The 25393-nt window shown below is 61.6% G+C and carries 21 protein-coding genes; 11 read left to right on the forward strand and 10 right to left on the reverse strand.

Annotated features, from left to right (window positions below; translation table 11 throughout):
* The first annotated feature begins 4 nt into the window (after positions 1–4).
* From AC07WT_RS20015 to AC07WT_RS20045, 7 genes are all read left to right on the forward strand, one after another.
* Complete coding sequence (locus AC07WT_RS20015; protein ID WP_494948195.1) at positions 5–1543, forward strand: efflux RND transporter periplasmic adaptor subunit; 1539 nt, start codon at positions 5–7, stop codon at positions 1541–1543.
* Positions 1540–4746, forward strand: coding sequence for an efflux RND transporter permease subunit (locus AC07WT_RS20020; protein WP_494948196.1), 3207 nt, complete (start codon positions 1540–1542; stop codon positions 4744–4746). The genes AC07WT_RS20015 and AC07WT_RS20020 overlap by 4 nt, the downstream gene beginning before the upstream one ends.
* Entirely contained in the window at positions 4743–5093 is a 351-nt protein-coding gene (locus AC07WT_RS20025) for a copper-binding protein (protein WP_494948197.1), read from the forward strand. Before AC07WT_RS20020 ends, AC07WT_RS20025 begins: the two co-directional genes overlap by 4 nt.
* A gap of 78 nt (positions 5094–5171) precedes the next feature.
* Positions 5172–7040 (forward strand): protein-disulfide reductase DsbD, encoded by a 1869-nt coding sequence (dsbD, locus tag AC07WT_RS20030; protein ID WP_494948198.1) that lies wholly within the window; start codon positions 5172–5174, stop codon positions 7038–7040.
* Positions 7041–7107: 67 nt separating this feature from the next.
* Positions 7108–7464: a hypothetical protein gene (locus AC07WT_RS20035; RefSeq protein ID WP_494948199.1), complete on the forward strand. Its 357-nt coding sequence runs from the start codon at positions 7108–7110 to the stop codon at positions 7462–7464.
* A 133-nt stretch (positions 7465–7597) separates the two neighbouring features.
* Positions 7598–7903, forward strand: a complete 306-nt coding sequence (locus AC07WT_RS20040) for a hypothetical protein (RefSeq protein ID WP_494948200.1) — start codon at positions 7598–7600, stop codon at positions 7901–7903.
* A gap of 53 nt (positions 7904–7956) precedes the next feature.
* Positions 7957–8184: a DUF2933 domain-containing protein gene (locus AC07WT_RS20045; RefSeq protein WP_492592689.1), complete on the forward strand. Its 228-nt coding sequence runs from the start codon at positions 7957–7959 to the stop codon at positions 8182–8184.
* A 149-nt stretch (positions 8185–8333) separates the two neighbouring features.
* On the opposite strand, the gene AC07WT_RS20050 is transcribed toward AC07WT_RS20045, so the two are convergent.
* Positions 8334–9602 carry an IS256 family transposase gene (locus AC07WT_RS20050; RefSeq protein ID WP_492596521.1) on the reverse strand — a complete coding sequence of 423 codons (1269 nt, stop codon included), beginning with the start codon at positions 9600–9602 and terminating at the stop codon, positions 8334–8336.
* 1064 nt (positions 9603–10666) lie between these two features.
* On the opposite strand from AC07WT_RS20050, the gene AC07WT_RS20055 reads away from it, so the two are divergent.
* Both AC07WT_RS20055 and AC07WT_RS20060 read left to right on the forward strand, forming a co-directional pair.
* The gene (locus AC07WT_RS20055) at positions 10667–11500 is read left to right on the forward strand and encodes a hypothetical protein (RefSeq protein ID WP_494948201.1); all 834 of its coding nucleotides are present in this window, start codon (positions 10667–10669) and stop codon (positions 11498–11500) included.
* A gap of 459 nt (positions 11501–11959) precedes the next feature.
* A complete protein-coding gene (locus AC07WT_RS20060; protein WP_494948202.1) occupies positions 11960–13075 on the forward strand; it encodes an NHL repeat-containing protein in 1116 nt (371 codons plus the stop codon).
* A gap of 152 nt (positions 13076–13227) precedes the next feature.
* Here AC07WT_RS20060 and glmS read toward each other — a convergent pair whose 3' ends face one another.
* The 5 genes from glmS to AC07WT_RS20085 all read right to left on the reverse strand — a co-directional run bounded on the left by glmS (position 13228) and on the right by AC07WT_RS20085 (position 18939).
* A complete protein-coding gene (gene glmS / locus AC07WT_RS20065; RefSeq protein WP_494948203.1) occupies positions 13228–15045 on the reverse strand; it encodes a glutamine--fructose-6-phosphate transaminase (isomerizing) in 1818 nt (605 codons plus the stop codon).
* Positions 15046–15103: 58 nt separating this feature from the next.
* Positions 15104–16465 carry a bifunctional UDP-N-acetylglucosamine diphosphorylase/glucosamine-1-phosphate N-acetyltransferase GlmU gene (glmU, locus tag AC07WT_RS20070; RefSeq protein WP_494948204.1) on the reverse strand — a complete coding sequence of 454 codons (1362 nt, stop codon included), beginning with the start codon at positions 16463–16465 and terminating at the stop codon, positions 15104–15106.
* A 169-nt stretch (positions 16466–16634) separates the two neighbouring features.
* Positions 16635–17633 carry a tRNA 2-thiocytidine(32) synthetase TtcA gene (gene ttcA, locus AC07WT_RS20075; protein WP_494948205.1) on the reverse strand — a complete coding sequence of 333 codons (999 nt, stop codon included), beginning with the start codon at positions 17631–17633 and terminating at the stop codon, positions 16635–16637.
* 3 nt (positions 17634–17636) lie between these two features.
* Positions 17637–18032, reverse strand: coding sequence for a dihydroneopterin aldolase (locus AC07WT_RS20080; RefSeq protein ID WP_115101604.1), 396 nt, complete (start codon positions 18030–18032; stop codon positions 17637–17639).
* A gap of 88 nt (positions 18033–18120) precedes the next feature.
* A complete protein-coding gene (locus tag AC07WT_RS20085; RefSeq protein ID WP_494948206.1) occupies positions 18121–18939 on the reverse strand; it encodes an SDR family oxidoreductase in 819 nt (272 codons plus the stop codon).
* A 13-nt stretch (positions 18940–18952) separates the two neighbouring features.
* On the opposite strand from AC07WT_RS20085, the gene AC07WT_RS20090 reads away from it, so the two are divergent.
* The gene (locus tag AC07WT_RS20090; RefSeq protein WP_494948207.1) at positions 18953–20143 is read left to right on the forward strand and encodes a class I SAM-dependent methyltransferase; all 1191 of its coding nucleotides are present in this window, start codon (positions 18953–18955) and stop codon (positions 20141–20143) included.
* 22 nt (positions 20144–20165) lie between these two features.
* Entirely contained in the window at positions 20166–20360 is a 195-nt protein-coding gene (locus AC07WT_RS20095; protein WP_492592681.1) for a DUF2905 domain-containing protein, read from the forward strand.
* A gap of 72 nt (positions 20361–20432) precedes the next feature.
* Here the strand turns inward: AC07WT_RS20095 and AC07WT_RS20100 are convergent, their stop codons facing one another.
* From AC07WT_RS20100 to AC07WT_RS20115, 4 genes are all read right to left on the reverse strand, one after another.
* A complete protein-coding gene (locus AC07WT_RS20100; protein ID WP_494948208.1) occupies positions 20433–21665 on the reverse strand; it encodes a multifunctional CCA addition/repair protein in 1233 nt (410 codons plus the stop codon).
* Positions 21662–22315 carry a glutathione S-transferase family protein gene (locus tag AC07WT_RS20105; RefSeq protein WP_494948209.1) on the reverse strand — a complete coding sequence of 218 codons (654 nt, stop codon included), beginning with the start codon at positions 22313–22315 and terminating at the stop codon, positions 21662–21664. Before AC07WT_RS20105 ends, AC07WT_RS20100 begins: the two co-directional genes overlap by 4 nt.
* Before the next feature lie 31 nt (positions 22316–22346).
* A complete protein-coding gene (locus AC07WT_RS20110) occupies positions 22347–23300 on the reverse strand; it encodes a complex I NDUFA9 subunit family protein (RefSeq protein WP_492592678.1) in 954 nt (317 codons plus the stop codon).
* A gap of 81 nt (positions 23301–23381) precedes the next feature.
* Entirely contained in the window at positions 23382–25349 is a 1968-nt protein-coding gene (locus AC07WT_RS20115) for a lytic transglycosylase domain-containing protein (protein WP_494948210.1), read from the reverse strand.
* Between the last annotated feature and the right edge of the window lie 44 nt (positions 25350–25393).

The raw sequence follows: 25393 nt of genomic DNA on the forward strand, positions 1-25393 counted from the left end.
CAACATGCAAAAGAAACAACTGGCGCGCGCGGCTTTAACGGCGTTTGCCGCCGCGGTGCTCCTCGGCCTCGGCTATGTCGCCGGCACGCATCGTCCTGCGATGGGTGGCACAAGCGCTGTCGCAGCCACACCGTCCGGCAACAAGGTTGACCCGAAGACGGGTCGCAAGGTGCTTTACTGGCATGACCCGATGGTCCCGAACCAGCATTTTGACAAGCCGGGTAAGTCGCCTTTCATGGACATGCAGCTGGAGCCGGTTTATGCCGACGAGGGAGGCGCGAGTGGCATCAAGATTGACTCAGGGCTGCAGCAGAACCTGGGCATTCGCTACGCGACCGTGCGTCGGCAGGAAACGACGGAGGGATTCGACGCTGTCGGCACCACGCAATTCGACGAATCGCGGTCAGACGTTGTCCAGTCGCGCGTCACGGGTTACATCGACCACCTTTATGCCAGCGCGCCGATGCAGCGGATTGCGAAAGGGGCACCGATTGCGTCGCTGTTCGTACCCGACTGGCTGGCACCGCAGGAAGAGTATCTCGCGCTCAAGCGCAGTGGGATGGATAGCAGCATGCTGGAAGCGTCGCGCGCGCGGATGCGGGCGATGTCGATTCCGGACGGTGTCGTCGCGAACCTTGACCGGACCGGAAAGGCACAGACTCATGTCGTTCTGTCGTCGCCGGAAACAGGTGTCGTGAGCGAACTGAACGTCAGGGATGGCGCGATGGTGGCACCAGGACAGACGCTTGCCAAGGTCGCTGGTCTCTCGAAGCTGTGGCTCATCGTCGAAATCCCCGAGGCGCTTGCACTGAGCGTGCAGCCCGGCATGACGGTGGATGCGACGTTCGCGGGAGACCCGACCCAGCACTTCAAGGGGCAGATTCGCGAAATCCTGCCCGGCATCAGCACCAGCAGCCGCACGCTGCAGGCACGCCTTGAAATCGACAACGCCGCGCTCAAGCTGACACCCGGCATGCTGATGCGGGTGCGTGTCGGTGGACAGAAGGCGGTATCGCGTCTGCTCGTTCCGTCTGAGGCAGTCATCACGACGGGCAAGCGCTCGGTGGTTATCGCCAGGAAGAGCGATGGCCGTCTGCAGCCCGTATCCGTCACCGTTGGAAACGATGTCGGCGATGAGACCGAGGTGTTGAGCGGCCTGAGTGACGGCGAGCAGGTCATCGCGTCCGGCCAGTTCCTGATTGACTCCGAGGCCAGCCTGAAATCGGTTCTGCCACGACTGGAAGGCAGCGCAGGTACGGGGCCGAGCGCGCCTGCGCCTGCGCCCGCGTCCGCGCCGGCTGCACCTGCAGCGAAAACATACGAGACCACCGGCAAGGTCGAAAAGGTGACGGCCGGGGACATCACGTTCTCGCACCAACCGGTCCCAGCCCTAGGCTGGGGCGCAATGACGATGTCGTTCGGCAAACCGTCGCCAACTGCCTTTCCGGACGTGAGGTCCGGCCAGACGGTGCATTTCGTCTTCAGACAGTCGGATGATGGTTACCAGCTGACGAAGGTCGAGCCGGTCGGAGGCGCCAAATGATTGCGCGTCTTATCAGGTGGTCAATCCACAACCGGTTCCTCGTGCTGCTGGCGACCGTGCTCGTCACGGCCTGGGGCGTCTATTCGGTTACACAAACGCCGCTCGATGCGCTGCCTGACCTGTCCGATACGCAGGTCATCATCAAGGCGTCGTATCCGGGCAAGGCGCCGCAGGTCATCGAGGACCAGGTCACGTATCCGCTCACCACCACATTGCTCGGTGTCCCCGGGGCAAAAACCATCCGGGCGTATTCGTCGTTCGGCGACGCGTTCGTCTACGTGCTATTCGACGACAAGACCGACCAGTATTGGGCGCGCTCGCGGGTGCTCGAATATCTGAATCAGGTGCAGAGCCGCCTGCCGCAGGGGGCGACCGTCTCCCTTGGACCGGATGCAACTGGCGTGGGCTGGGTGTACGAATACGCACTTGTCGACAGGACCGGACAGCACGACCTCGGACAACTGCGCGCGCTGAACGACTGGTTCCTGAAGTTCGAATTGAAGTCCGTACCGGATGTGTCTGAGGTCGCCAGCATTGGCGGCATGGTGCGCCAGTACCAGGTTGTGCTCGACCCGGACAAGCTGCGCGCATACGGCATTACGCAAGCGATGGTATCTGACGCGCTGGGCAAGGCGAACCAGGAGTCGGGCGGGTCAGTCGTTGAGATGGCCGAGTCCGAATATATGGTGCGGTCGTCCGGCTACCTGCATTCCCTCGACGATTTCCGCAACATCGTGCTGCGGACCAACGAGGCAGGCACGCCGGTTCTGCTCGGTGACGTAGCCCGGATTCAAATAGGACCCGAAATGCGGCGGGGCATCGCCGAGCTGAATGGCCAGGGCGAGGTAGCTGGCGGTGTCATCGTCATGCGCTCCGGCAAGAACGCGCTGACGACAATCGACGCGGTGAAGGCGAAACTCGCCGACCTGAAGCGTTCACTGCCGGCCGGCGTCGAGGTCGTGACGACCTACGACCGCTCCCAGCTCATCGAGCGCGCGGTGGACAACCTGAAGGACAAGCTCATCGAGGAATTCATCATCGTTGGGCTGGTCTGCGCGGTGTTCCTGTTCCACCTGCGCAGTGCGTTTGTCGCGATTCTGTCGCTGCCGCTCGGTGTGCTGGCCGCGTTCATCGTGATGCGTTATCAGGGTGTCAACGCGAACCTGATGTCGCTGGGCGGTATTGCGATTGCCATCGGCGCGATGATTGACGCGGCCATCGTGATGATTGAGAACGCCCACAAGCATCTGGAGGCGTACGAGCACGACCATCCGGGAGAACCAATCACGACGGCACAGCGCTGGGAGCTCATCGCGACATCGGCGGCTGAGGTGGGGCCCGCACTGTTTTTCTCGCTCCTCATCATCACGCTGTCGTTCATCCCGGTGTTTTCGCTGGAAGGGCAGGAAGGCAAGCTGTTTTCGCCACTTGCCTTCACCAAGACCTACACGATTGCCGCTGCGGCCGGCCTGTCGGTAACGCTGGTGCCGGTATTGATGGGCTACCTCATCCGGGGCCGAATTCCGCACGAGAACGCCAACCCCATCAATCGCGTACTGATTCGACTATACCGACCGTTGCTGGAAGCGACGCTGCGGCGGCCGTGGGTTGCGATCGGCCTGGCAGTGGTCGCGCTCGCCGCGTCGGTAGTTCCCCTCTCTCAGCTCGGTGGCGAATTCATGCCGCCGCTCGACGAGGGTGACCTGCTGTACATGCCGACGGCCCTTCCGGGAATCTCTGCCGAAAAGGCCAGCGAGCTACTCCAGCAGACCGACCGGCTCATCAAGACGGTGCCAGAGGTGGCGACCGTCTTCGGCAAGTCCGGCCGTGCTGACACTGCGACCGACCCGGCGCCACTCGAGATGTTCGAGACCACCATCCAGTTCAAGCCGCGCAGTCAGTGGCGTCCCGGCATGACACCGGAGAAGCTGGTCGACGAACTGGACCGGACCGTCAAGGTGCCGGGGCTGTCGAACGTGTGGGTACCCCCCATCCGGAATCGTCTGGACATGCTGTCGACCGGCATCAAGACGCCGGTCGGCGTCAAGATTTCCGGCAGCGACCTTGGGCACATCGACAGAATCGCGGCGCAGGTTGAATCTGCCGTGAAGAATGTACCCGGCGTAACGTCCGCACTGGCCGAACGGCTGAACGGCGGCCGGTATATCGATATCGACATCGACCGGTTGGCGGCAGCGCGTTACGGGCTTGCAGTGGCGGACATCCAGTCAGTCGTGTCCTCAGCAGTGGGTGGTGACAACGTCGGCGAAGTCATTGCCGGCCGCGAGCGGTTTCCCATCAATATCCGCTATCCACGCGAAATCCGGGATTCGCTCGAGAGGCTGCGTCAGCTGCCGGTCGTCACGGACCGTGGCGCACAAATCCAGCTCGGCGATGTCGCGCACATCACGATTGCCGATGGCCCTCCGATGATTCGCAGCGAGAACGCGCGCCTTTCTGGCTACGTGTACGTGGACATCCGTAACACGGACCTGCAGTCGGCTGTGAAAGCAATGCAGCGTGCTGTTGCGGAACAGGTCGTACTGCCTCCCGGTTACTCGATTGCATGGTCTGGACAGTTCGAATATCTGGAGCGTGCGGCGGCGAAGTTGCGCACGGTTATCCCCGTGACGCTTGTCGTCATCTTCGTGCTGTTGTTCCTGACGTTCAACTCTGCGGCTGATGCGCTGCTGCTGATGTCGACCGTGCCGTTCGCTCTGGTCGGCGGCTTCTGGCTCATCTGGATTCTGGGCCACGCGGTATCTGTCGCGACCGCAGTCGGATTCATCGCGCTCGCGGGCGTGGCGGCGGAGTTCGGCGTCGTCATGCTGCTGTACCTGAAGGGGGCGCTGAATCGCAGGCTGGAAGCCGGCGAACCGCTGACCGAGGCGCTTCTGTTCGACGCGATTCGGGAAGGCGCGGTATTGCGCGTGAGGCCGAAGGCAATGACGGTTGCGGTCGTGCTCGCCGGTCTCATCCCCATCATGGTCGGCCACGGCGCTGGCTCGGAAGTCATGCAGCGCATCGCCGCACCGATGGTCGGTGGCATGGTCACGGCGCCCATCCTTTCGATGTTCGTTATTCCCGCAGCCTGGTTCCTGCTTCAGCGCCGCCGCGCGAGGCAGGCAAGCGGTGCGCGGCTACCCCATGCAGTACCTTCCGGCATGAAAGTGCCATCTACCCAAACTGGAGAAATTCAATGAAGAAGTTGATTGTTGCGTCCGTTGCCCTTGTAGCCATCGTTGCCGCGCCTGCGTTTGCCGGTGACGACATGGCCGGCATGAACATGTCCATGAAACCGTCGGCTACAAAACCGTCGTCGAATAGCGCGCTCACTGACGCTGAGGTGAAGAAGGTGGACCCGGCCACCGGCATGGTCACGCTGATGCACGGGGCGCTGGAGAACGTCGGGATGCCGCCGATGACGATGGCGTTCAAGGCGAAGGATACTGTGATGGTCAAGCAGGTTCACGAGGGCGACAAGGTGAAGGTTCGTGTCGAAAACGTGAATGGGACGCTGACCATCGTGAAGCTGGAAAAGCAGTCGTAATGAGGTAGTCACACTGGACTGCAGGCTCTCCGTCCGTGGTGAGCCAGCAGTCCGGCTTGCGTGGATAGAGGCCAGGCGATGCGAACGACATCAATTTCCGCCCAGCGAGGCATTTGCCGTCCGAAGGATACGCTCAACCGCGTATTGTGGGCCGCACTCGGCTTGTTGTTCATACTGACGTCGCTGGCTGCTCACGCGGTGAACGAGTCCGACCTGCTGCCGCCTGAACAGGCGTTCCCGTTGAGGGTCACGCTCAATGCGCAGCAAGAGGTAGCGCTGTATTTCGACACACAGCCCGGCTATTACCTGTACCGGGACAGGTTCAGCTTTGCGGCTGACGGCGCACCGATGAAACCGGACCAGATGCCACCCGGAGAACTGAAAAATGACCCGACGTTCGGCACGGTCACGGTCTACCACAGACCGGTGCAAATCCATATTCATTTGCCTCGCCCCATAGCGCCCAGCGTCGAGCTGTCCGTCACATCGCAGGGATGCGCGGACGCGGGTGTCTGCTATCCGCCGCAGACGCGAAGCTATCGTGTGGCGGCCGATGGCTCTGTGACGTCCGTCGCAACAGAGAATAAAGCCACGGCTGGCGTCACAGAATTCCCGAGCGTTGGCGAGAGCCCGTCGCCCACCGTGTCTGGAATCAACCTGCATCCAGCGAACGGTATTTCCTTACCGGAGCTGCTGGGTTTTCTGTTCGCCGGCCTGCTGATTGCAGGCACGGTCTGCATGTATCCGCTCATCCCCATCGTAACGGCCGTGATAGGAGGAACCTGGGAGCGGTCGTCCCTGGGACGAGGCTTCGCGCTGTCGCTCGCCTATGTGCAAGGGCTTGCAATTACCTACGCGGTCGCCGGCACCATTGCTGCACTCATCGGCATCCCGTTGGTGGCCGTGACGCAAAAGCCGTGGGTGCTGGCGGGCTTTGGCCTGCTCATGGTTATCCTTGCGCTCGGGATGTTCGGCCTGTTCAGGCTGCAACTGCCAACCAGCTGGCAAACCCGACTTACCGACTGGAGCAATCGCCTGCCAGGCGGGCGGATTGTTCCGGTGTTCGTGATGGGTATGCTATCCGCACTGATTGTCGGGCCGTGTTCGACCCCGGCGTTGGCAGGTGCGCTGCTCTATATCGCGAACAGCCGTGATGTCGTCGGCGGAGCGCTGGCACTGTATGTGATGGGCATCGGGATAGGCATTCCATTGCTGCTCGTCGGCACGTTCGGGGCGCACATTCTGCCCAGGTCGGGCCACTGGATGATTGCAATTCAGAACACGCTTGGCGTCATGCTGCTCGCCGCCGCATTGTGGTTTGTCTATTCGCTGCTGCCAGGATGGCTGTTGATGATACTGGTCGCGCTGCTGCTGACCAGTTGCGGCATGATGCTCAGGGCTTTTGACCCGCTTCCGCCTGACGCACCCGGTATTTCCCGAGTGGGAAAGGCGCTTGGCATATTGCTGCTGGTCGCCGGAGTTGCTGAATTCATTGGTGTTGCATCGGGCAACTTCGACGTTCTGGAACCGCTTCGAGGCGTTATGCGTTCGTCGTCATCGGCGAGCGCAGACGTGAATGCAAATGCAACCGTACGATTTGAGGCGGTACGGTCGAATGCCGAACTCGACCAGGCGCTGAAGGCAGCGGGCGGCCAGCCTGTGATGGTCGATTTCTATGCAGATTGGTGCATCAGCTGCAAGGAACTCGAGCGCTTTACCTTCACCGACTCACGTGTGGTCAGCGAATTTGCTCACTGGAAGCTGTTGCGAATCGATGTGACGAAGAACACCGCAGAGGATACCGCGATGCTGCGGCGCTTCGGGCTCTTTGGGCCGCCGGCCCTGATTTTCTTTGGCCGGAACGGCCGACAACAACCCGATGCCCAACTTGCGGGATTCGTCGGTGCCGATGCATTCCTCGCGCATCTGAAGCAATGGGGGCAGTAGCGTGAACCTGTACACGAGTTCGAGGGGCAGCACGCGATGTGCTGCCGCAGCACCTATACTGAAATCCATGAAAGTCTGGGCCAAACTCGTCGCGTGCTTTCTGATTGCGTGGTTGCCGCTGCTCGGCTACCCGGCGCAGGCTTCGGTTTGTCCAGCGGCGGTGGCGGCCGCCCATCAGCAGATACAAGCCTCACACGGGGCGGACATGGTGACGTGTGAGCAAGGAGCCAGTCACCACGCCGTCAACGCCCAGCCTGCATGTCACGGCTGCATGGGGGGCGGCCTCGTCTGCGGTGTGCCTGGCATACCCGTGATGTACGCCGTTATGGTTTTACCTTCCTCGCCTGTCTATCGGGCTGTCGCCCGCACGTTCGCAGAACAGTTCATTCCCGAACTGCCGGCACCTCCGCCGCGCTCGCTGTAACTCCCTAGTCGACCAGGTTCGAACGGCTTCACTCCGTGGCTCACGCACGTTTGCCGCGCACGTGATGAACGTCGACCCGCGCGTCAGAAACTGCTTTCTCAGTGACACGATTAAACCGAATCCGGAGAGTTACATGACCACGAAATTTCTACGAGCAGCAGCGCTGTCGGCGCATCTATTGACCGCAGGTACTGTTGCCATGGCAGCCGGTGGTACGGGCAATAACCCGAGCTCACCCGCGCAAACACGCGAACACGGCTCCTCCATGATGGGAATGGGAGGAATGGGCGGCGGCATGATGGGCAGCTGTCCAATGATGGGCGGCAATATGGGCATGGACCCGAAGACCGCGATGCGCATGCACGGCGAAATGATGAAGGCGATGGGCGACATCATGCTCAAGTACTCGGACCAGGCGGGTACATCTCCGTCGAAGTGACGCGGATTTCTTCCAGACATGGATACCAATCTAATTTCAGTAAGGAAGCAACCATGAAGTGCAATACAAAGACGATGGTGACGACCGGACTTGCGCTCGCATTGGTACTCGCGCTCGGCTACTGGGCGCTGCCACAGTTTCGAGGGTCCCTGACGTCATTCATCCTGGTCGCCTGCTCGTTGGTGTGTCCGCTGTCGATGCTGTTCATGATGCAAGGCATGCAGTCCGGTGCCGACAAGCCGGATGCGCGGGATGAAGCCGTGGGGGAGCAGAAATCATGAGTTGATTCTTGCGAGGCTTAGCTAAATTGCACGGAACAGTACGACCTCACGTCGCGTCGCGCTGTTCCGTGAATGGTGCAACGGAGGGGATCATGTTCGACAACGCCGGAGGTGTCAGGAATTTTGTGTGCTGAGGTCGGTTAAAAATCTCAGCTGATGGCGGCGGTGAACCGCTCGCCGAACAGAATGGCGAACTGATTGACTGCTTGCCGCCAGGTAATAGGTGGCATCTTCCAATCCTTTTCGATGTTGCGCAAGGCCAGGTACAGCAGTTTGCTGGCGGCTTCGTCGCTGGGGAAGTGACCGCGGTTCTTGACGATCTTTCGCAGCTGCATATGCATGCTCTCGATCGCATTGGTCGTGTATATGATCTTGCGTACTTCCGGCGGATAGGCGAAGAACGGGATGACTTGCTCCCATTGGCGCTGCCACATCGCGGCCACGGTGGGGAATTTGCGCCCCCACTCGCCTTGAGAGAAGGCTTGCAGGGCGACTGCCGCCGCTTCGGCCGTGGCAGCCTGATAGATCGGCTTGAGCGCGGTTGCCAGCGGCTTACGGTCCTTCCAGCTCGCCAGATTCAGCGAATTGCGGATCAGGTGCACGATGCACGTCTGGATCTGCGCGGCTGGATACACCGCTTCGATCGCCTCGGGGAAACCGCGCAAGCCATCGACGACGGCGATCAGGATGTCGTGCAAGCCACGGTTCTTCAGTTCGTTGAAGACCTTCAGCCAGAACTTGGCTCCCTCGGTTTGCTCGATCCACAAACCCAGCACTTCCTTGCGGCCGTCGGCGCGAATGCCCAGCGCCAGATACACCGCCTTGTTCCTGACCGTGCCTTCGTCGCGGATCTTCAGCCGAAGTGCGTCGAAATACACGATCGGATACATTGCCTCAAGCGGGCGTTGCTGCCACTGTTCGACCTCGGCCAGCACCTCATCGGTGACAGTCGAAATCAGATCGGGCGACACCTGCAGGCCATACAGTTCCAGCAAATGGCCCTGGATCTCGCGCACGCTCATGCCGCGCGCGTACATGCTGATGACGTGATCGTCGAAACCCGGCAGCCGGCGCTGATATTTGCCCACCAGTTGCGGCTCGAATGTCGCCTGCCGGTCACGCGGAATGTCCAGATTCAGTTCGCCGTTGGGCGTGATGACCGTCTTGCGGCTCGTGCCGTTGCGGTGGTTGCCGGCCTTGCCTTGCTCCGCCTCGTTCTCCAGGTGATGCGTTAGCTCCGCCGCCAGCATGCGCTCAGCCAGTTGTTTCTTCAGTTGCCCGGCCAGGCCCGATTCGCCGAGAACCGACTCCGCATCCTTGTTCTGAATCTGCGCCAGCAGTTGATCGATCAGTTCATCGGGGAACAGCTTCGGCGCCTTCGGGTTCTTGATCTTTTTAGTCACAGTTGCTTCGGTCATAGGACGTTGTTTCCGTTATCGTCTCATGACCTCGGCACACTAAAATTCTGACAGGCTCACAACGCCCGGATATTCAACGTTGTCGTCGCTATCTTCGCCGTCAAATCAACACATGCTCCCTCTTTCAGCGGGATTGTGCAGGCTGGCACCGACTGTTACTGCAGACAAATCACGACAGGGAGTTCGTCATGACATTGCGGTTTCAAGCCGGCGGTCTAATGACCCGCGAAGCCGCGTACGTCGCCTTGCGGTCCGCTCTTCACCGGGTTCGCAGCCTCTAGCTAGAGCCTTATCGCCGCTATCTTGTATTCGCCTCAACGCCCGCCTATAACACATCATGCAACCCAATCCTAATGCGGTTGCTGACTCAAAAAGTCACCACCGGCAGACTTCTGTGCAACGCTTAGCACCTGTCTGTCAGCACTAAACCGCCAAGCAATGGCTTAGTGATGCAGTACTCCCTCCCTACTATAACGCTGGTTCCGGTCGCGGCAATCTCTCATTGAAGTAGAGACATCGCTCCGCGTTCCCAACAGACGACCGATTCGATGGATTTCTCCCCATCTCTATGAGGATGGAGGGGGAGCGTTTGGCTGATTCGGATTGGCGGATTTATCGCCACCGGCTTCACCGAAACGCTCCGGATGAATGCTTGCTCGCAATCAAGGTGTGAACATGAAAACGCGTCTGATAGAAGGAGTCGGCACGAATTGGTTGCAGCAATGCGCGCAGTGCAGTATCGCGTCGGCGACGGCAGGAACGCCGAGCAGAACCTCGACCGTTTCTTCGCGCGTTTCTCGTGAGTTGAGACCGTACCAACCGCAAACACGTCGGCTCCGTTCACGTGAGCCATTGCCTTGCGCGGCTTCCGCTAAGGAAAACGCAGGCTAGGCCACCTGCGTTTTCTTCGATAGCCACACGACTTGGCCCCATTCGTCAAGAAAGTATTGCAGGCATCGGCAATTGTCACATCCATTGCAATGGGTTTCACCGGATGCCGAGAGTAGGCGACAGCCATTACGGCATCCGGATAGTCTTCCCGTAGAACCATAGGAGACACTGAAATGACACATTCTCTCTTGTCTTTTCGTCGCGGCTGGCTCAAAGCTGCAGGCGGAGTTGTTGCTGGTGCTGCCCTTGGCGGCGTGGGTCTGCTGCCAGGTCGAGCCCGCGCCGACGGAGCAGCGACCATCTACCCGATTGGGGCTTGGCTGCACGCCCAGGGTCAGTCTTTCGGCCAGATTCCACCTTCGGCAAATTTCGCTGACTGGTTTTCCCGTTTAGCGCCGTTACAGAAGGCGCCAATGCCAGCGCCCTTGGTCGCCACAGTCGACTATGCCGGGTTGGAGAACAAAGCGTTCAACAATGCATTTGGCACAACAATCGACACAATAAATAGTAAGGCCATGGTGCAGTCGCTTACCGACGGTAGTGGTAACGTCTCGGTGCGCGTACTGCTCTACACACGGAATGCGAACACCTGGGTGATTCAGCTGACAAACCTGCCGGGCAATGGGCAACTCCCACCTGACTTCAGTACTCAACTTGTGACCAATCCGGTCCTGTTCGGTTTTCGTCCTAACCCCCTCGGCGCGACGCCTTCTGGGGTGTGTCTGGGCAACTCATTCCTCGATATCACGTACATTACGACGCCCAATGACTTGTGGCTCGATTTGGTGGCCTCATTTGGCCTCCTAACGTACGCAGCCTTCCGGGCGCAAGCAACCGGACCGCTCACCCCTTCTTACGCAAATCTCGTTGGGGTGCCACAGGGCACCTTGGGTATGTGCACCGTCAGCCAGACTGGCCTTCTCGCTATCTCCACCAATCAAGACAGTCGAGTCGCCCTGGATAGCTTCCCCGCTGAGCTGGTTGATTTACACCCGCTCGCGAAGTAGCGGAGTTAGGCGGCACCGAGCAGCGCCGCCCCCTTGTGCGCTATAGGCACTGCCTCTGAGAGGGCCAATCATGGAAGCTTCCTCCTTCGGTGCTCAATGGCCGCCCTCAGTCTTGCTCCGGTTTGAAAGCAGCAGGCACCTCCGTGGCCGCCTGCGTTTCTCGATAGCGATGAATAACTCGTCAGTTTCGCCCCTCGTTGGAGGTCGCCATGAATGACTCGCTCCCGCTCGTCAACAGAGCATTGCAGGCATTGACAATCGCGATATTGGTTACAGCGGCGTTAGCGGGATGCGGGGGTGGCGAGAGTGCCGGTGCGGCCGGCGCCGCAACGACCCATGATTCGGTTTCGTCGACATCGGCAAACGGCGGATAGAACGCCTTAGGCAGCCGGCGCCGCACTTACCGCGACGTTTGTGTCGTCACACGCAGCAAACAACGTATTAAATGGAGGCATCAAAATGATTGCACGTTTTCTCGTCTCTTCGCGCTGCGGCTTCCTGCAGCCAAAACATCGGTCGACTTATCGCAATGTATTGCGCTCCATCCTGCTGTCCGCAGCATTGGGGTTAAGTGCGTTGTCGGTCGGCCAATCCTCAAGGGCGCAGGAACTGTTCGTTGGCGACGTCGGGGACAATTCAGCCAAGCATTTCGATGCCTCGAACGGGACATATCTTGGCGCCTTCATTGCGCCGAAGACTGCCGGGCTGAAGGGACCCATGGGGATGATTTTTACGGGCGGACAACTTGTGGTTGTCAACCAGAACCTGGGCACCGGCCAAAGCGGCGAGGTTCTGCAGTTCGACAGTGCGACCGGCACTTTTGTCGGCAAACTTGTCGCCTCGAGCGACCGAAACGCACCCTTCGCGCCGCGTGGCATCGTACGCGGAGGGCGGGACAACGGCTTCTACGTGGCCGATATCGGTGACCAGGCTGGCAAGTGTGCCAATCAAGGCAACGTCAAAGAATATGACGCTGCGGGCGCCTTTCTAGGCAATCTGGACCGGCAAGCGTTCACTGCCGAGTTCCATCCACGCGGTGTGGTTTTCGGGCCGGACGGTCTTCTGTATGTCTCGGCAGTGGGTTGCCTCGACCCGAAGGACCCGCTCTACAACCCGCTCACCGGATACATCTTGCGCTTCGATGCCCGCACCAAGGCATTTGTTGACGTGTTCGCATCTAACACCAGTGTCCCGGCCTTGCACCGCCCGGAGGGCTTGGTCTTCGACAGCGCAGGCAACCTGTGGGTGACGAGCTTCCGCGCAACTTCCAGCGATAGCGATAAAATCCTCAAACTTGATGGCCGGACCGGCGTCCTTCTCAACGAACTCGTTTTATCGGCGCCTGGTGCCGCCAGGGCCTTTGCACAGGCAATCATTTTCGGGCCGGGGGGCAATCTGTTCATCCCCATCACTGGCGGCGATGCCACGACCGCCGGTCAGGTGCGGCGTTGCAGCCCCACGACCAAGCTGTGCGACGTCATCGTGCCGGCCAACTCCTCTGGTGGTGCACTTCAGCAACCGTTCTACTTAATCTTCAGGAACACCAATCCCGCGACGCTTAACTACGAAGACTAAAAATTGCGTGGGGTACCAGGCCCATCGGTTGTACCGAGTACTCGAGACAACCGATGGCGATGCCTTCCAAAGAGGCGGCTGGTACAAACTTTTTTTGTGTAGGTACAGCCTTTTTTGTGCGCCGTCAAATACCGGTGCCGAGCCTGCCCCCCTCACTCCACCGTAACCGACTTCGCCAGATTCCTCGGCTTATCCACATCCGTGCCCCTTGCACAAGCCGTGTGATAAGCCAGCAACTGCAACGGCACAACGTGCAGAATCGGCGACAGTAGGCCATAGTGCTCCGGCATCCGGATCACATGCAGCCCTTCATCATTGACGATCTTCGTATCCGCATCAGCGAACACATACAGCTGGCCGCCGCGCGCGCGCACTTCCTGAATATTCGACTTCAGCTTTTCCAGCAGCGCGTCGTTCGGCGCCACCGTCACGACCGGCATGGCTTCAGTCACGAGCGCCAACGGCCCATGTTTCAGCTCACCGGCCGGATACGCTTCCGCGTGAATATAGGAAATTTCCTTGAGCTTCAGCGCGCCTTCAAGCGCAATTGGATAATGCAACCCGCGCCCGAGGAACAACGCATGCTCCTTGCGCGAAAACTCTTCCGACCACGCGATGATCTGCGGCTCCAGCGCCAGCACGCTATTCAACGCGGCCGGCAAGTGGCGCAGCTGCCTGAAATAGTCCGCCTCCTGCGCCGCATTCACATGCCCACGCAACTTCGCGAGCGTCACCGCCAGCACGAACAGCGCGACCAGTTGCGTCGTGAACGCCTTGGTCGACGCCACACCGATCTCGCGCCCCGCGTGTGTCAGGAACGACAACTCGGTCAGGCGCACCATCGCGCTGGTGCCCACATTGCACACCGCCAGCGTATGTTTGTGCCCCAGCGACTGCGCATGCTTCAGCGCGGCCAGCGTATCCGCCGTCTCGCCCGACTGCGAAATCACCACCACCAGCGACTTCGGATTCGGCACCGAGTCCCGATAGCGATACTCGCTCGCAATCTCAACCTGGGTCGGAATCTTCGCGATCGATTCGAGCCAGTACTTCGCGGTCAACCCCGAGTAGTAGCTCGTGCCGCACGCCAGAATCAGCAGGCTGTCGATATCCGCGAACACCTTGTCCGCGCCTGCGCCGAATAGCGAAGCGTCGAACGAATCGGCTGGCGGGATCGTGTCGGTGATCGCGCGTGGCTGCTCGAAGATTTCCTTTTGCATGAAGTGACGATACGGGCCGAGTTCGACCGCGCCGCCATACGCTGCAACCTGACGCACTTCGCGGCGCGCTTCGTTGCCGTCGCGCTCGGCGATGCGAACGCCGTCGAGCGACAACTCACAAACGTCGCCTTCTTCGAGGAAAATGAAACGCTCGGTGCTGCCGGCCAACGCCAGCGCATCCGAAGCCAGGAAGTTCTCGCCGCTCCCGAGGCCCACTACCAATGGCGAACCTTGCCGCGCGCCGACCACCGTATGCGGCTGATCCTTGTGCAGCACCGCGATCGCGTACGCGCCGTGCAACTGCCCGACGGCCTCGCGCACGGCGGCGAACAGATCACCGCGATACAGACTGTGAATCAGGTGCGCGATAACCTCCGTATCGGTCTGCGACACGAACGCGTAACCCTTGCCCCGCAGCATTTCGCGCAAAGACTCGTAGTTCTCGATGATGCCGTTGTGTACCAACGCGAGCGCATCTTTCGAGAAGATCGGGTGGGCGTTGTCCGTCACCGGCGCGCCGTGGGTTGCCCAGCGCGTATGGGCGATCCCCGTGATGCCTTCAAGACAGCTCTCGTGCACCTGTTCGTCGAGATCCGCCACACGCGCGACGCTGCGTGCGCGGCGCGGCCCGTCGTTGCCGAGCACGGCGACACCGCACGAGTCGTAGCCGCGATACTCCAGACGCCGCAGTCCTTCGATCAGGACGGGGACGATATTACGTTGCGCAACCGCGCCGACAATGCCGCACATGGCTTAATTCCTTTTCAAGGCCGGGTTTCAGGGGCGAGCCTCACGCGCGCCGTGCCCATCAGCTTTTCTTCCTGGTCGGACGGACATAGCCCGTCTTGCTCGTTTGAGTCTTGTCGTTCAGGACCAGCATGTCTTCTTCGACGTCCTTCCAGACCGTCGTGCCCGCCGCGATCGTCACGCCGCGCTTCACGCGCACCGGCGCGACGAGTTGCGTGTCCGAGCCGACGAACACGTCGTCTTCGATGATCGTGCGGAATTTATTCGCGCCGTCGTAGTTGCAGGTAATGGTGCCCGCGCCAATATTCACGCGCGCGCCGATGTCCGCATCGCCGATGTAGGTCAGGTGGTTCGCCTTCGAGCCGTGGCCGAGCACCGCGTTTTTCACTTCGACGAAATTGCCGACGTGCGATTCGTCCTGCAACGACGCGCCGGGACGCAGCCGCGCATACGGCCCGAGCACGACGTTCGCGCCGACTTCGGCGCCCTCGATATGCGTGAACGCATCGACACGCGTCCCCGCGCCGATGGACGCGTTGCGGATCACGCAGTTCGGTCCGATCGTCACGTTGTCGGCCAGCGTTACGCGGCCTTCGAACACGCAGTTCACGTCGATCGAGACGTCGCGCCCGCATTCGAGCGTGCCGCGCACGTCGAGCCGCGCCGGATCGGCAAGCGTGACGCCCGCGACCAGCAACGCATCGGCGACGGTGTGCTGATGAATCCGCTCGAGTTCGGCAAGCTGCTGCTTGCTGTTCACGCCAAGCGTTTCCCACTCTTCGTCCGGCTGCGTGGTGACGACTTCGAGCCCTGCCTCGATTGCCAGTTCGACGGCGTCGGTCAGGTAGAACTCGCCTTGCGCATTGTCGTTCTTCAGCGACGCGAGCCAGCCGCCGAGGCGCTCGGTCGGCACGACGATGATGCCGGTGTTGATTTCGGCGATACCCAGTTGTTCAGGCGTCGCGTCTTTCTGTTCGACGATGCGCGACACCTTGCCCTGCGCGTCGCGCACGATGCGGCCATAGCCGCTCGGGTCGGCGAGCGTCACAGTGAGGACGCCGTAGCCGCCCTGCCCCGCGCGGTCGGTCAACGCCTGCAGCGTGCTGGCGCGGGTCAGCGGCACATCGCCGTACAGCACGAGCGTGGGCACCGCAGGATCGAGCAGCGGCAGCGCCTGCTGCACCGCGTGGCCGGTGCCGAGCTGCTGCTCCTGCACGGCGAACTGGACATCCGGCGCCGCCACGGCTTGGCGCACGGCTTCGGCGCCATGGCCGATCACCACGACGAGACGCGTGGGCTCGAGCGTGCGGGCAGTGTCGATGACGTGAGCGAGGAGTGGCCGGCCGGCCAAAGGATGGAGCACCTTGGGAAGCGCGGAGCGCATGCGCTTACCGGTGCCTGCCGCCAAAATCACGATGTTCATGGCGTCGGCGAAGAGACGAGTTTGGAGCCCGCAATTCTACCATGCAGCTTCTGACGGCAAGGCCGCACGCGGATACCTTGTTACAGGCTGAAATAGCCGGAAACGCGCGGTTTCCGGGCGCTTCATAGCGGCTTCGAACAGCCGCCCAAACAACCGCTCAGACAACCGCTCAAAGATCGTCGAACTGGACGATCGAAATCGGCTTCGATCCGTTAAGGGTTGCGCCATCGCCGGCGTCGGTCGAACATGGTTCTTCGTCGAACGCGATATCGCCTTGCGGGTCGGCCTCGCCGGTTGCGCGCAGACCGGCGAACGGGAACAGCTTGTGATCCATCAGATGCGACGGCACGATGTTCGACAAGGCATTGAACATGTTTTCGACGCGGCCCGGGAAACGCTTTTCCCAATCGCGGACGAGTGCCTTCATTTCCGCGCGCTTCAGGTTCGGCTGGCTGCCGCACAGGTTGCACGGAATGATCGGAAATTCGCGCAACTCCGCATATTTTTCCAGATCGGTTTCCTTCACATAGGCGAGCGGGCGGATCACGATGTTCTTGCCGTCGTCCGATTGCAGCTTGGGCGGCATGCCCTTCAGCTTGCCGCCGTAGAACAGGTTCAGCAGCAGCGTTTGCAGGATGTCGTCGCGATGATGGCCGAGCGCGATCTTGGTCGCGCCGAGTTCGCCGGCGACGCGGTACAGGATGCCGCGCCGCAGCCGCGAGCACAGCGAGCAGGTGGTCTTGCCTTCCGGCACCAGCCGCTTGACGATGCTGTACGTATCCTGGTTCTCGATGTGAAACGGAATGTCGAGCTGCGTCAGATACTCGGGCAGCACGTGCTCGGGAAAGCCGGGCTGCTTCTGGTCGAGGTTCACGGCGACGATGTCGAAGTGGATCGGCGCGCGTTCGCGCAGCCGCATCAGCACGTCGAGCATCGCGTAGCTGTCCTTGCCGCCCGACAGGCAGACCATCACCTTGTCGCCGTCCTCGATCATGTTGAAGTCGCCAATCGCCTGACCGACCTGGCGCGCGAGGCGCTTGAACAGCTTGTTGTTCTCGTACGCTTCTTTCTGCTCGCGGCGCGTGAGCGGCGACCTGGCCTTCGCGGCGTGCCCGGCTTCAGTGGCCTCGGTGGCCTCAGTGTCGTTCAGGAGTTCCTGAGCATTCATGGCTCAATCCTCTTTGATACGGAAGACTTCGACGCCCACCGCGTCGCAGTCGGGATAAACGTCCGGCTTTTCGGTCGACACGCGCGCCGCCCGCACCTGCGGATGCTCGAGCATCGTCTTGACGAGGTCGTCGCAGAGCGTTTCCTGCAAGTGGATGTGTCCTTGCTCGACGCGGCGCGCGATGGTCGAACGCATGAAGTCGTAGTCAACGACTTCGCGCAGCTTGTCTTCGACCGGCGTGGACAGCGCGAGCGGCACGAACAGTTCGACGTTGATCACGACGCGCTGTTCGCCGCGCTTTTCGAAGTCGTGCACACCGATGTTGATGTGCACTTCGTAATTGCGCAGAAAGAGCCGGCGGCAATCGGCGAGCCGGGGATGCGAAAGAGCGGCAAACATGTTCGTTCCAGTCGAAAAAAGCGTGCGGGGCACGCAAAGGGACGCTTCAAAGCACGGCAACCGCCATTATCGGCAGGCCGCGCGCGCTTCAGGCGCCCGTCAAAAACATTACGTCGCGCGGCAGCGGCACGAGGTGCTGCCCGCCGTCGACCACCAGCGTCGTTCCGGTGACGCCCGCTGCATCGGCGAGATATAGCGCGGCGGCGACAATATCCTCCGGCCGCGACGCGCGGCCCAAAGGCGTAGCTCGGTGAGCTTCTGCGAAACCGGACGGCGTCTGATCGCCGGATTGCATCGTCAGACCGGGCGCGAGCCCGACCACGCGCACTTTCGGCGCCAACGCCTGCGCGAGCGCAACCGTCGCCGTCTGCAACGCCGCCTTCGACAGCGTGTACGACAGGTAATCCGGGTTCAGGTTGTACAGCTTCTGGTCCAGCACGTTGATGACAACCGCGCGCTGGCTTTCGTCGGCGCGCGCGGCCTCCGGCGTCGCCTCGAACAGCATACGCGCCAGCACCAGCGGCGCGCCGAGATTCATCGCCGTCAGCTTCAGCAGCAGCTCGTAGCCGACGTTCTGCGCGGTGTCTTCCTCGAAGCGCGACGCATTGTTGACGATGCACGTCGGGCGGCCCAGCGCGGCGGTACACGCCGGCAGGAGCCGCTCGACCTGGGCCTCGTCGCCCAATTCCGCGTGCAGAGCGACCGCCCGGCGGCCCATGGCGACGATTTCCTTGACCACTTCGGCGGCCTCCGCCTTCGACGCGCCGTGATGGACCGCCACGTCCCAGCCGCGCGCGGCAAAGCCGAGCGCGAGCGCCCGGCCGATGCGCCGGGCGGCGCCGGTAATCAGCACGATGCGGGGCGTTTCGGGCGCGCGGGCGGCGGCGGTGTCGAAAGAGGCGGTCATTTACAATGCGGGGATGAATCCGAAAGCTCACCAACCCGATAGTTTACCTGCTCCCGGCCCGAGCGCGCTGGCGCAGTCCGAAGCGCTGGTCGCGCAGCTCCGCGCGGAGCTCAAAGCCGCCGGCGGCTGGCTGCCGTTCGACCGCTATATGGAAAGCGCGCTGTACGCGCCGGGACTCGGCTATTACAGCGGCGGTGCCCGCAAATTCGGCCGCCGCGCGGACGACGGCAGCGACTTCGTCACGGCGCCGGAACTGTCGCCGCTGTTTGCCGCCACCTTGGCGCGCCCTATCGCCGAGGCCTTGCAGGCGAGCGGCACGCGCGACCTGATGGAATTCGGCGCCGGCACCGGCAAACTGGCCGCCGGGTTGCTGAACGCGCTCGACGCGCTGGACGTCGTATTCGAGAGCTACTCGATCGTCGATTTATCAGGCGAATTGCGCGAGCGCCAACGCGAAACCATCGAAGCCGCCGCGCCGGCGCTGGCAGCGAAGGTGCGCTGGCTCGACGCGTTGCCGGAGCGCTTCGAGGGCGTGGTGATCGGCAACGAAGTACTGGATGCGATGCCGGTGCGGCTGTTTGCTTTTAGCGGCCGCGCCTGGCACGAGCGCGGCGTGGTTTGGCGCGATGAGGCGTTTGCGTTCGACGACCGCCCTGTTTCCGCGGCTGCGGACATAGCGTTTCTCGCCCAGATCGAGGCTGCCGGCGACGATTACGTGACCGAGACGCACGAAGCGGCGTCCGCTTTCACGCGGACCATTTGCACGATGCTGACGCGTGGCGCGGCCTTTTTCATCGACTATGGTTTTCCGCGTCACGAGTACTACCACGCGCAGCGTGCGCAGGGCACGTTGATGTGTCATTACCGGCACCGGGCGCACGGCGATCCATTTGTTCATCCCGGCTTGCAGGACATTACCGCGCACGTGGAATTTACCGGTATCGCCGAAGCCGGGGTCGAGGCCGGGGCGGATCTGTTGGGGTTTACTTCGCAAGCGCGGTTTTTGTTGAATGCGGGGATTACCGAGGCGTTGTCGGAGATCGATCCTTCTGATACGGCGAGATTTTTGCCTGCGGCGAATGCGGTGCAGAAGTTGTTGTCCGAGGCGGAGATGGGAGAGCTGTTCAAGGTGATCGCGTTTTCGCGTGGACTGGATGACACGCTTGCGGCGTTTTCCAGTGGCGACCGGTCACATACGCTTTGATTTTTTGCCTTGAGGATTCGCGATGATCCGCTGGCTGTTGACTACGTTTATTGCCGTGGCGGTGTTGTCGGCCTGCTGGCCGTGGCTCAGGAAGATCGGGATTGGACGGATGCCCGGAGATGTGACCTTGCACCTCTTCGGGCGGGAGTATCCGTTTCCTTTTATGTCTACGCTCGTGCTGTCGATAGTGTTGTCTCTTCTGGCTCGGGTTTTGTAGGTTTCACTTAGACACACAGACATAAACCGCCGGGAGGGCCAAAAAGACCCTTACCCGGCCCTTACCCAGCCCTTACCCAATAGCAGCTTCGACAGCCCGAACTCTCTCCTGATGCACCGCCTCCTTGATCGCCCCCGGTGAGTCAGCGAGCCGCTTGGCCACGGCGCCAGCATCAACAGCCCGTGCAGCCATTAGAGCAATTCGCAAACGCTCAGCTTGCGGATACGCCTGCATCTCAAACCCAAGCCTGCCGCGAGCATCAGACTCACAAGCCTGCAAGGCTTCCGCAAACCGCGCAGGTTTCCGAATCGCATCGCTGCGCTCGAGCAACTTCACCAGCGCGGCAGCGCCCATCTCCATCACGCGATGGAGATTCCCATGCTCCCGCGCGACCAGTAGAGCCAGATCGCGACAGTCATTGGGCACCCGCAGCCGCTCGCATAAAGGCTTCAGCAAATCCACGCTGCGCCCCTCATGCCCGATATGCCGCGGCAACACCTCCTCCGGCGTCGTCGCCTTGCCAAGATCGTGGGTCAACGCAGCGAATCGCACGGCCAACGCGTACCCCTGCTGCGCAGCGTAATCGACCACCATCATCACATGCACCCCCGTATCCACCTCAGGGTGATAATCGGCCCGCTGCGGCACGCCGAATAGCGCGTCGATCTCCGGCAGAATCCGCGCCAACGCACCGCACTCGCGCAGCACATCGAACATCCGCGAAGGCTTCTTCTCCATCAAACCTCGCGACACTTCCTGCCACACGCGCTCGGCCACCAGCGCATCCACTTCGCCGCCGGCGACCATCTTGCACATCAGCGCCATCGTCTCGGGCGCCACCGTGAAATCGACAAACCGCGCCGCAAACCGCGCAATCCGCAAAATCCGCACGGGATCTTCGAGAAACGCATCGCTGACATGACGGAACAGCCGTGCCTGCAAATCGGCCTGGCCATTGAACGGGTCGATCACCGGCCCGGTCAACTCACCGTCCGGGCGCACCTCGCGCGCCATCGCGTTGATCGTCAAGTCGCGGCGCGCAAGGTCTTCTTCAAGCGTGACGTCGGGCGCGTAGAAAAACTGGAAGCCGTGATAGCCCGCCGCCGTCTTGCGCTCGGTGCGCGCGAGCGCGTATTCCTCGCGCGTCTGTGGATGCAGGAACACAGGAAAATCCTTGCCGACCGGCCTGTAACCCTGCGCAACCATCTGCTCGGGGGTCGCGCCGACCACCACGTAATCGCGATCCTGCACCAGTACGCCCAACAACTCGTCGCGGATCGCGCCCCCTACCGCGTAGATTTTCATGGGCATACGTCTTGATAAGGAATCGCATGCGTTTCATGCAGCGCGCCGTCGATCCACGCCTTCACAGCCGGCAACGCCGTCACGCGCCGAACGTAATCCGCGGCGGCTTCGGACAAAGCCGGCTGCCAGGTGGTGAAGCGCATCACCACAGGCGCGTACATCGCGTCGGCAATGCTGAACTCACCGAACAGGAATGGACCGCCGTATGTGTCGAGGCACCCGCGCCAGATCGCGTCAATGCGCGCGATATCGGCCAGCGCGCCTGGCGTCCCGTTCTTGCCTGGAAACGACGCGCGGATGTTCATCCACATGTTCGAGCGCAATTCGCCAAAGCCCGAATGCATCTCTGCGCTGATGCTGCGCGCGTGAGCGCGTGCCGTTGCGTCGCGTGGCCAGAGCGCGTGTTGCGCAAAGCGCTCAGCCAGCGTCTCGGCGATCGTCAGCGAATCCCAAATGGCCGAGCCGTTTTCGTCGATCAGACACGGCACCTTGCCGGAGCCCGTGGGCGCGTGAGCCAGAATCGCGGACTTCGTGTTGGGTTCACCCAGTTCGACCGGCACCTCCTCGAACGGAATGCCGAAATGTTTGAACAGCAGCCACGGACGCATCGACCACGACGAATAGTTCTTGTCACCGATAAGCAGCTTCATGCTTTTGTATAAAGAGAGGAGAGAAAAAGGTTCAGCGCCCCGCGTTGGCGCGAAAACAGTTGAAGCGCGAGCGGCTCGACGCGCCGGTCAGATACACGGGCGCAATCGTCTCGATGCTGGCCGGCTCGATGCCCAGTTCGGGCGCAATCGGCCCGCTCAGCACGTTGTCGACTTTCATCGAATCGAGATTGTCGCGCGAAATCACCGGCTCGCCGGGCGCCATTTCGAACGTCAATGCCTGCAAACGCGCCAATGCTTCCGGCAGACGGATGATCCGCGCATGCCGCCCGATCACGTCGCCGCAATACCTGACGAGGTCCTCGAGCGAATAGACAGTGGGGCCGCCCAGTTCGTAGGTATGGCCGCTGGCTGCGTCGAGATCGAGTACGTTGACGATTGCTTTGGCGACGTCGCCGACATACACCGGCTGGAACTTCGCATCCGGCATGGCGAGCGGAATCACGGGGAAGACACGCTGCAGGAACGCGAACTTGTTGAGGAATTCGTCCTCGGCGCCGAACACCACGGAAGGCCGGAAGATCGTCCACGCCACATTGGCCGCATGCACGGCCTTTTCGCCGTCGCCCTTCGAGCGCGAGTACATGCTCGGCCCGTTCATATCGGCGCCGAGCGCGCTGAGATGAATCAGCCGATGCACGCCCTTGCCTTCGCAAGCAGCAACGATTTTGGTCGGCAGTTCGACGTGCGCCCTGGCGAACTCGCGGCCATACGGTGTGCCGCGTTTGCCATGCAACGTGCCGACCAGGTTGATCACGGCATCGGCATTCTCGACGAAGCGCGCGAGCTGGACCGGATCGAATACGTCGGCCTCGATCACGTCGACGGGCAGCAGTGTGAGATGGCGGGCGTTATAACGCCGGCGAGTGGCAATGCGCACGTCTTTGCCCATTTCAACGAGCGCGTTGACGAGATGGCTGCCAATAAAACCGGAGCCGCCGATGATCGCAATGGCTTGATGTCGCATTTTCGACTCCCTGGTGGAAGCCGCGGCAACGGCTGGCGTGGCGCACCGCCGCATCGACCGGATGCGGCGGCGGCACGGCGCTTACGGTGCGATATAACCCAGACGCGCCTTCAGCGATTGCGGACGGCCTTCGAACAATGCCGCGTAGTAGACCGTGTTGGACAACACATTCTTAACGTAGTCGCGCGTTTCCTGGAACGGAATCGTTTCGGCGAAGATCGCGCCTTCCACCGGGCGCTGCAACGATTCCCGCCAGTTGCGCGGACGGCCCGGCCCGGCGTTGTAGCCGGCGGTTGCCAGCACGGCGGACCCGTCGAACTGATTGTAGATCATCGACAAATAGTTAGTGCCGAGCAGGATATTGGTGTTGATATCGTTCATCTGCTCGCGCGTAATCGGACCGAGGCCGATCTTCTTCGCGACCAGTTGCGCGGTGCCCGGCATCAACTGCATCAGGCCGCTCGCGCCGACTTCCGAGCGCGCGTTCATGATGAAGCGCGATTCCTGGCGAATCAGCCCGTACGCCCATTCGATGTCGAGCCCGTTCGACTGCGAATCGCGCTCGACGATATCGCGGAACGGCGACAGATAGCGCAGCGAGAAATCGTGTTCGCTCTTCGTGCGGTCCGCCGTGTTCACGGTGCGGTCATACAGCTCGATACGGCGCGCGTATTCGGCGACGGCGAGCAGTTGCCGGTCGCTCAAGGTGCGCAGCGGCCAGTTCCATTCGCGATTGCCTTCGAGCCGCAGATTCAGCGCATAGAAACGCTGCGCCAGATCGAACCCCGGCATATTGCCCGCCTGCTGGACTTCGGCGTCGGTCACGCTGGTTTTCGGCGGCACGGTGATCTTCTGGCCGAGCTCTTCCGCAGCCAGTTGGCCGTAGAAGTTGAAACCCTGCGAGATCGATTCGAATTCCTGGTTGGCCGTGGTGGTGTCGCCGGCCTGCTTCAGCGCGCGCGCATGCCAGTACACCCACGACGGCTGATTGCGCAGCGGCGCCGGCATCTGTTCGGTCGACCAGCGCACCATGTTCCAGTCACCCGCCAGCAGCGCGGTGCGGGTGCGCCATTCGTACGCGGGATTCGACAGCGGCGCATTCGCCGACAGACGATACCAGTCGAGCGCGCCCGGCATCTGCTTCGCGGCGGCCTGATAGGCAATCGTGCCCCAGCCGATCGCGCGCTCGGGCGAGTTCAGCGACGGCGCCACCGACGCGAACGTGGCCGCTGCCATGGCCGGGTCGTTGCGCGCCATCCGCGTGATCGCCAGCAACGCGAGTTGATGCGACTGCGAATCGGGACCGACGCCGCGCGCCAGCAACAACGGCGGCGTGCTCGCGGCCTGGCCGAACAGCACCGGATCGGGCGCCTGGTTGCCGAGCGCATCGACCAGCTTGCTGCCGGTATTCGTGTAGTTCTGCTCGTACGCGAGACGGATCTGCTGCCACACGTCGTCGGTGCTGAATTGCTGGTTGACCGCCAGCAGGGTGATCAGATCGACGCAGCCGTCGCCATACACTTTCGGATCGACCAGCAGCGCACGCGCCGCCTCGGCGACGTTCTCGCCGCGCGCGGCGCGCGATTCGAGCGCGTAGCACTTCACTTGCGTATCGTCGTTCAGCACGAAACGCGCGTATTGCTGGTCGAAGTTGCGCCAGTCGTGACGCGTGCCGAGTACGGTGAGGTAGTCGTTGCGCATGCGGTCGGCGATGGCCTGGCCGTCGTACTTCTTCAGGAACGCCAGAACCGGCTCATCGGGCGCGTCGAGGCGCGCATGGCCGGTGGAATCGAACAGCTGCGGCTTGATCTGGAAATACTCCAGATAAGACGGCGCCGGATAGCCCGGAATCATGCTCGCCAGCTGTGCTGCGCGCGCCGCATCATTATTGCGGGCGGCCTCGCGAAGCTGGACGAAGATCTGGTCGTCGTTCGTGAGTTGCGAAAGGGGAATGGGCTTGACGGCGGAAGCCGTGCTACATGCGACGAGCGCCGCGGCGGCAAGCGCCAGACCGGCCGCGCGATATACTCGGAAAAGGCGTTTTGACATCGTTGTTTCTGGAGCGCGAATTGAACCCAAGCATAGCATGCAAC

It is taken from the genome of Paraburkholderia sp. GW821-FHT02A12, from assembly GCF_059422005.1.

Coding starts and splice junctions, on each gene's coding strand:
- AC07WT_RS20015 (WP_494948195.1), top strand. CDS start 5: ATGCAAAAGAAACAACTGGCGCGCGCGGCTTTAACGGCGTTTGCCGCC.
- AC07WT_RS20020 (WP_494948196.1), top strand. CDS start 1,540: ATGATTGCGCGTCTTATCAGGTGGTCAATCCACAACCGGTTCCTCGTG.
- AC07WT_RS20025 (WP_494948197.1), top strand. CDS start 4,743: ATGAAGAAGTTGATTGTTGCGTCCGTTGCCCTTGTAGCCATCGTTGCC.
- dsbD (WP_494948198.1), top strand. CDS start 5,172: ATGCGAACGACATCAATTTCCGCCCAGCGAGGCATTTGCCGTCCGAAG.
- AC07WT_RS20035 (WP_494948199.1), top strand. CDS start 7,108: ATGAAAGTCTGGGCCAAACTCGTCGCGTGCTTTCTGATTGCGTGGTTG.
- AC07WT_RS20040 (WP_494948200.1), top strand. CDS start 7,598: ATGACCACGAAATTTCTACGAGCAGCAGCGCTGTCGGCGCATCTATTG.
- AC07WT_RS20045 (WP_492592689.1), top strand. CDS start 7,957: ATGAAGTGCAATACAAAGACGATGGTGACGACCGGACTTGCGCTCGCA.
- AC07WT_RS20050 (WP_492596521.1), bottom strand. CDS start 9,602: ATGACCGAAGCAACTGTGACTAAAAAGATCAAGAACCCGAAGGCGCCG.
- AC07WT_RS20055 (WP_494948201.1), top strand. CDS start 10,667: ATGACACATTCTCTCTTGTCTTTTCGTCGCGGCTGGCTCAAAGCTGCA.
- AC07WT_RS20060 (WP_494948202.1), top strand. CDS start 11,960: ATGATTGCACGTTTTCTCGTCTCTTCGCGCTGCGGCTTCCTGCAGCCA.
- glmS (WP_494948203.1), bottom strand. CDS start 15,045: ATGTGCGGCATTGTCGGCGCGGTTGCGCAACGTAATATCGTCCCCGTC.
- glmU (WP_494948204.1), bottom strand. CDS start 16,465: ATGAACATCGTGATTTTGGCGGCAGGCACCGGTAAGCGCATGCGCTCC.
- ttcA (WP_494948205.1), bottom strand. CDS start 17,633: ATGAATGCTCAGGAACTCCTGAACGACACTGAGGCCACCGAGGCCACT.
- AC07WT_RS20080 (WP_115101604.1), bottom strand. CDS start 18,032: ATGTTTGCCGCTCTTTCGCATCCCCGGCTCGCCGATTGCCGCCGGCTC.
- AC07WT_RS20085 (WP_494948206.1), bottom strand. CDS start 18,939: ATGACCGCCTCTTTCGACACCGCCGCCGCCCGCGCGCCCGAAACGCCC.
- AC07WT_RS20090 (WP_494948207.1), top strand. CDS start 18,953: ATGAATCCGAAAGCTCACCAACCCGATAGTTTACCTGCTCCCGGCCCG.
- AC07WT_RS20095 (WP_492592681.1), top strand. CDS start 20,166: ATGATCCGCTGGCTGTTGACTACGTTTATTGCCGTGGCGGTGTTGTCG.
- AC07WT_RS20100 (WP_494948208.1), bottom strand. CDS start 21,665: ATGAAAATCTACGCGGTAGGGGGCGCGATCCGCGACGAGTTGTTGGGC.
- AC07WT_RS20105 (WP_494948209.1), bottom strand. CDS start 22,315: ATGAAGCTGCTTATCGGTGACAAGAACTATTCGTCGTGGTCGATGCGT.
- AC07WT_RS20110 (WP_492592678.1), bottom strand. CDS start 23,300: ATGCGACATCAAGCCATTGCGATCATCGGCGGCTCCGGTTTTATTGGC.
- AC07WT_RS20115 (WP_494948210.1), bottom strand. CDS start 25,349: ATGTCAAAACGCCTTTTCCGAGTATATCGCGCGGCCGGTCTGGCGCTT.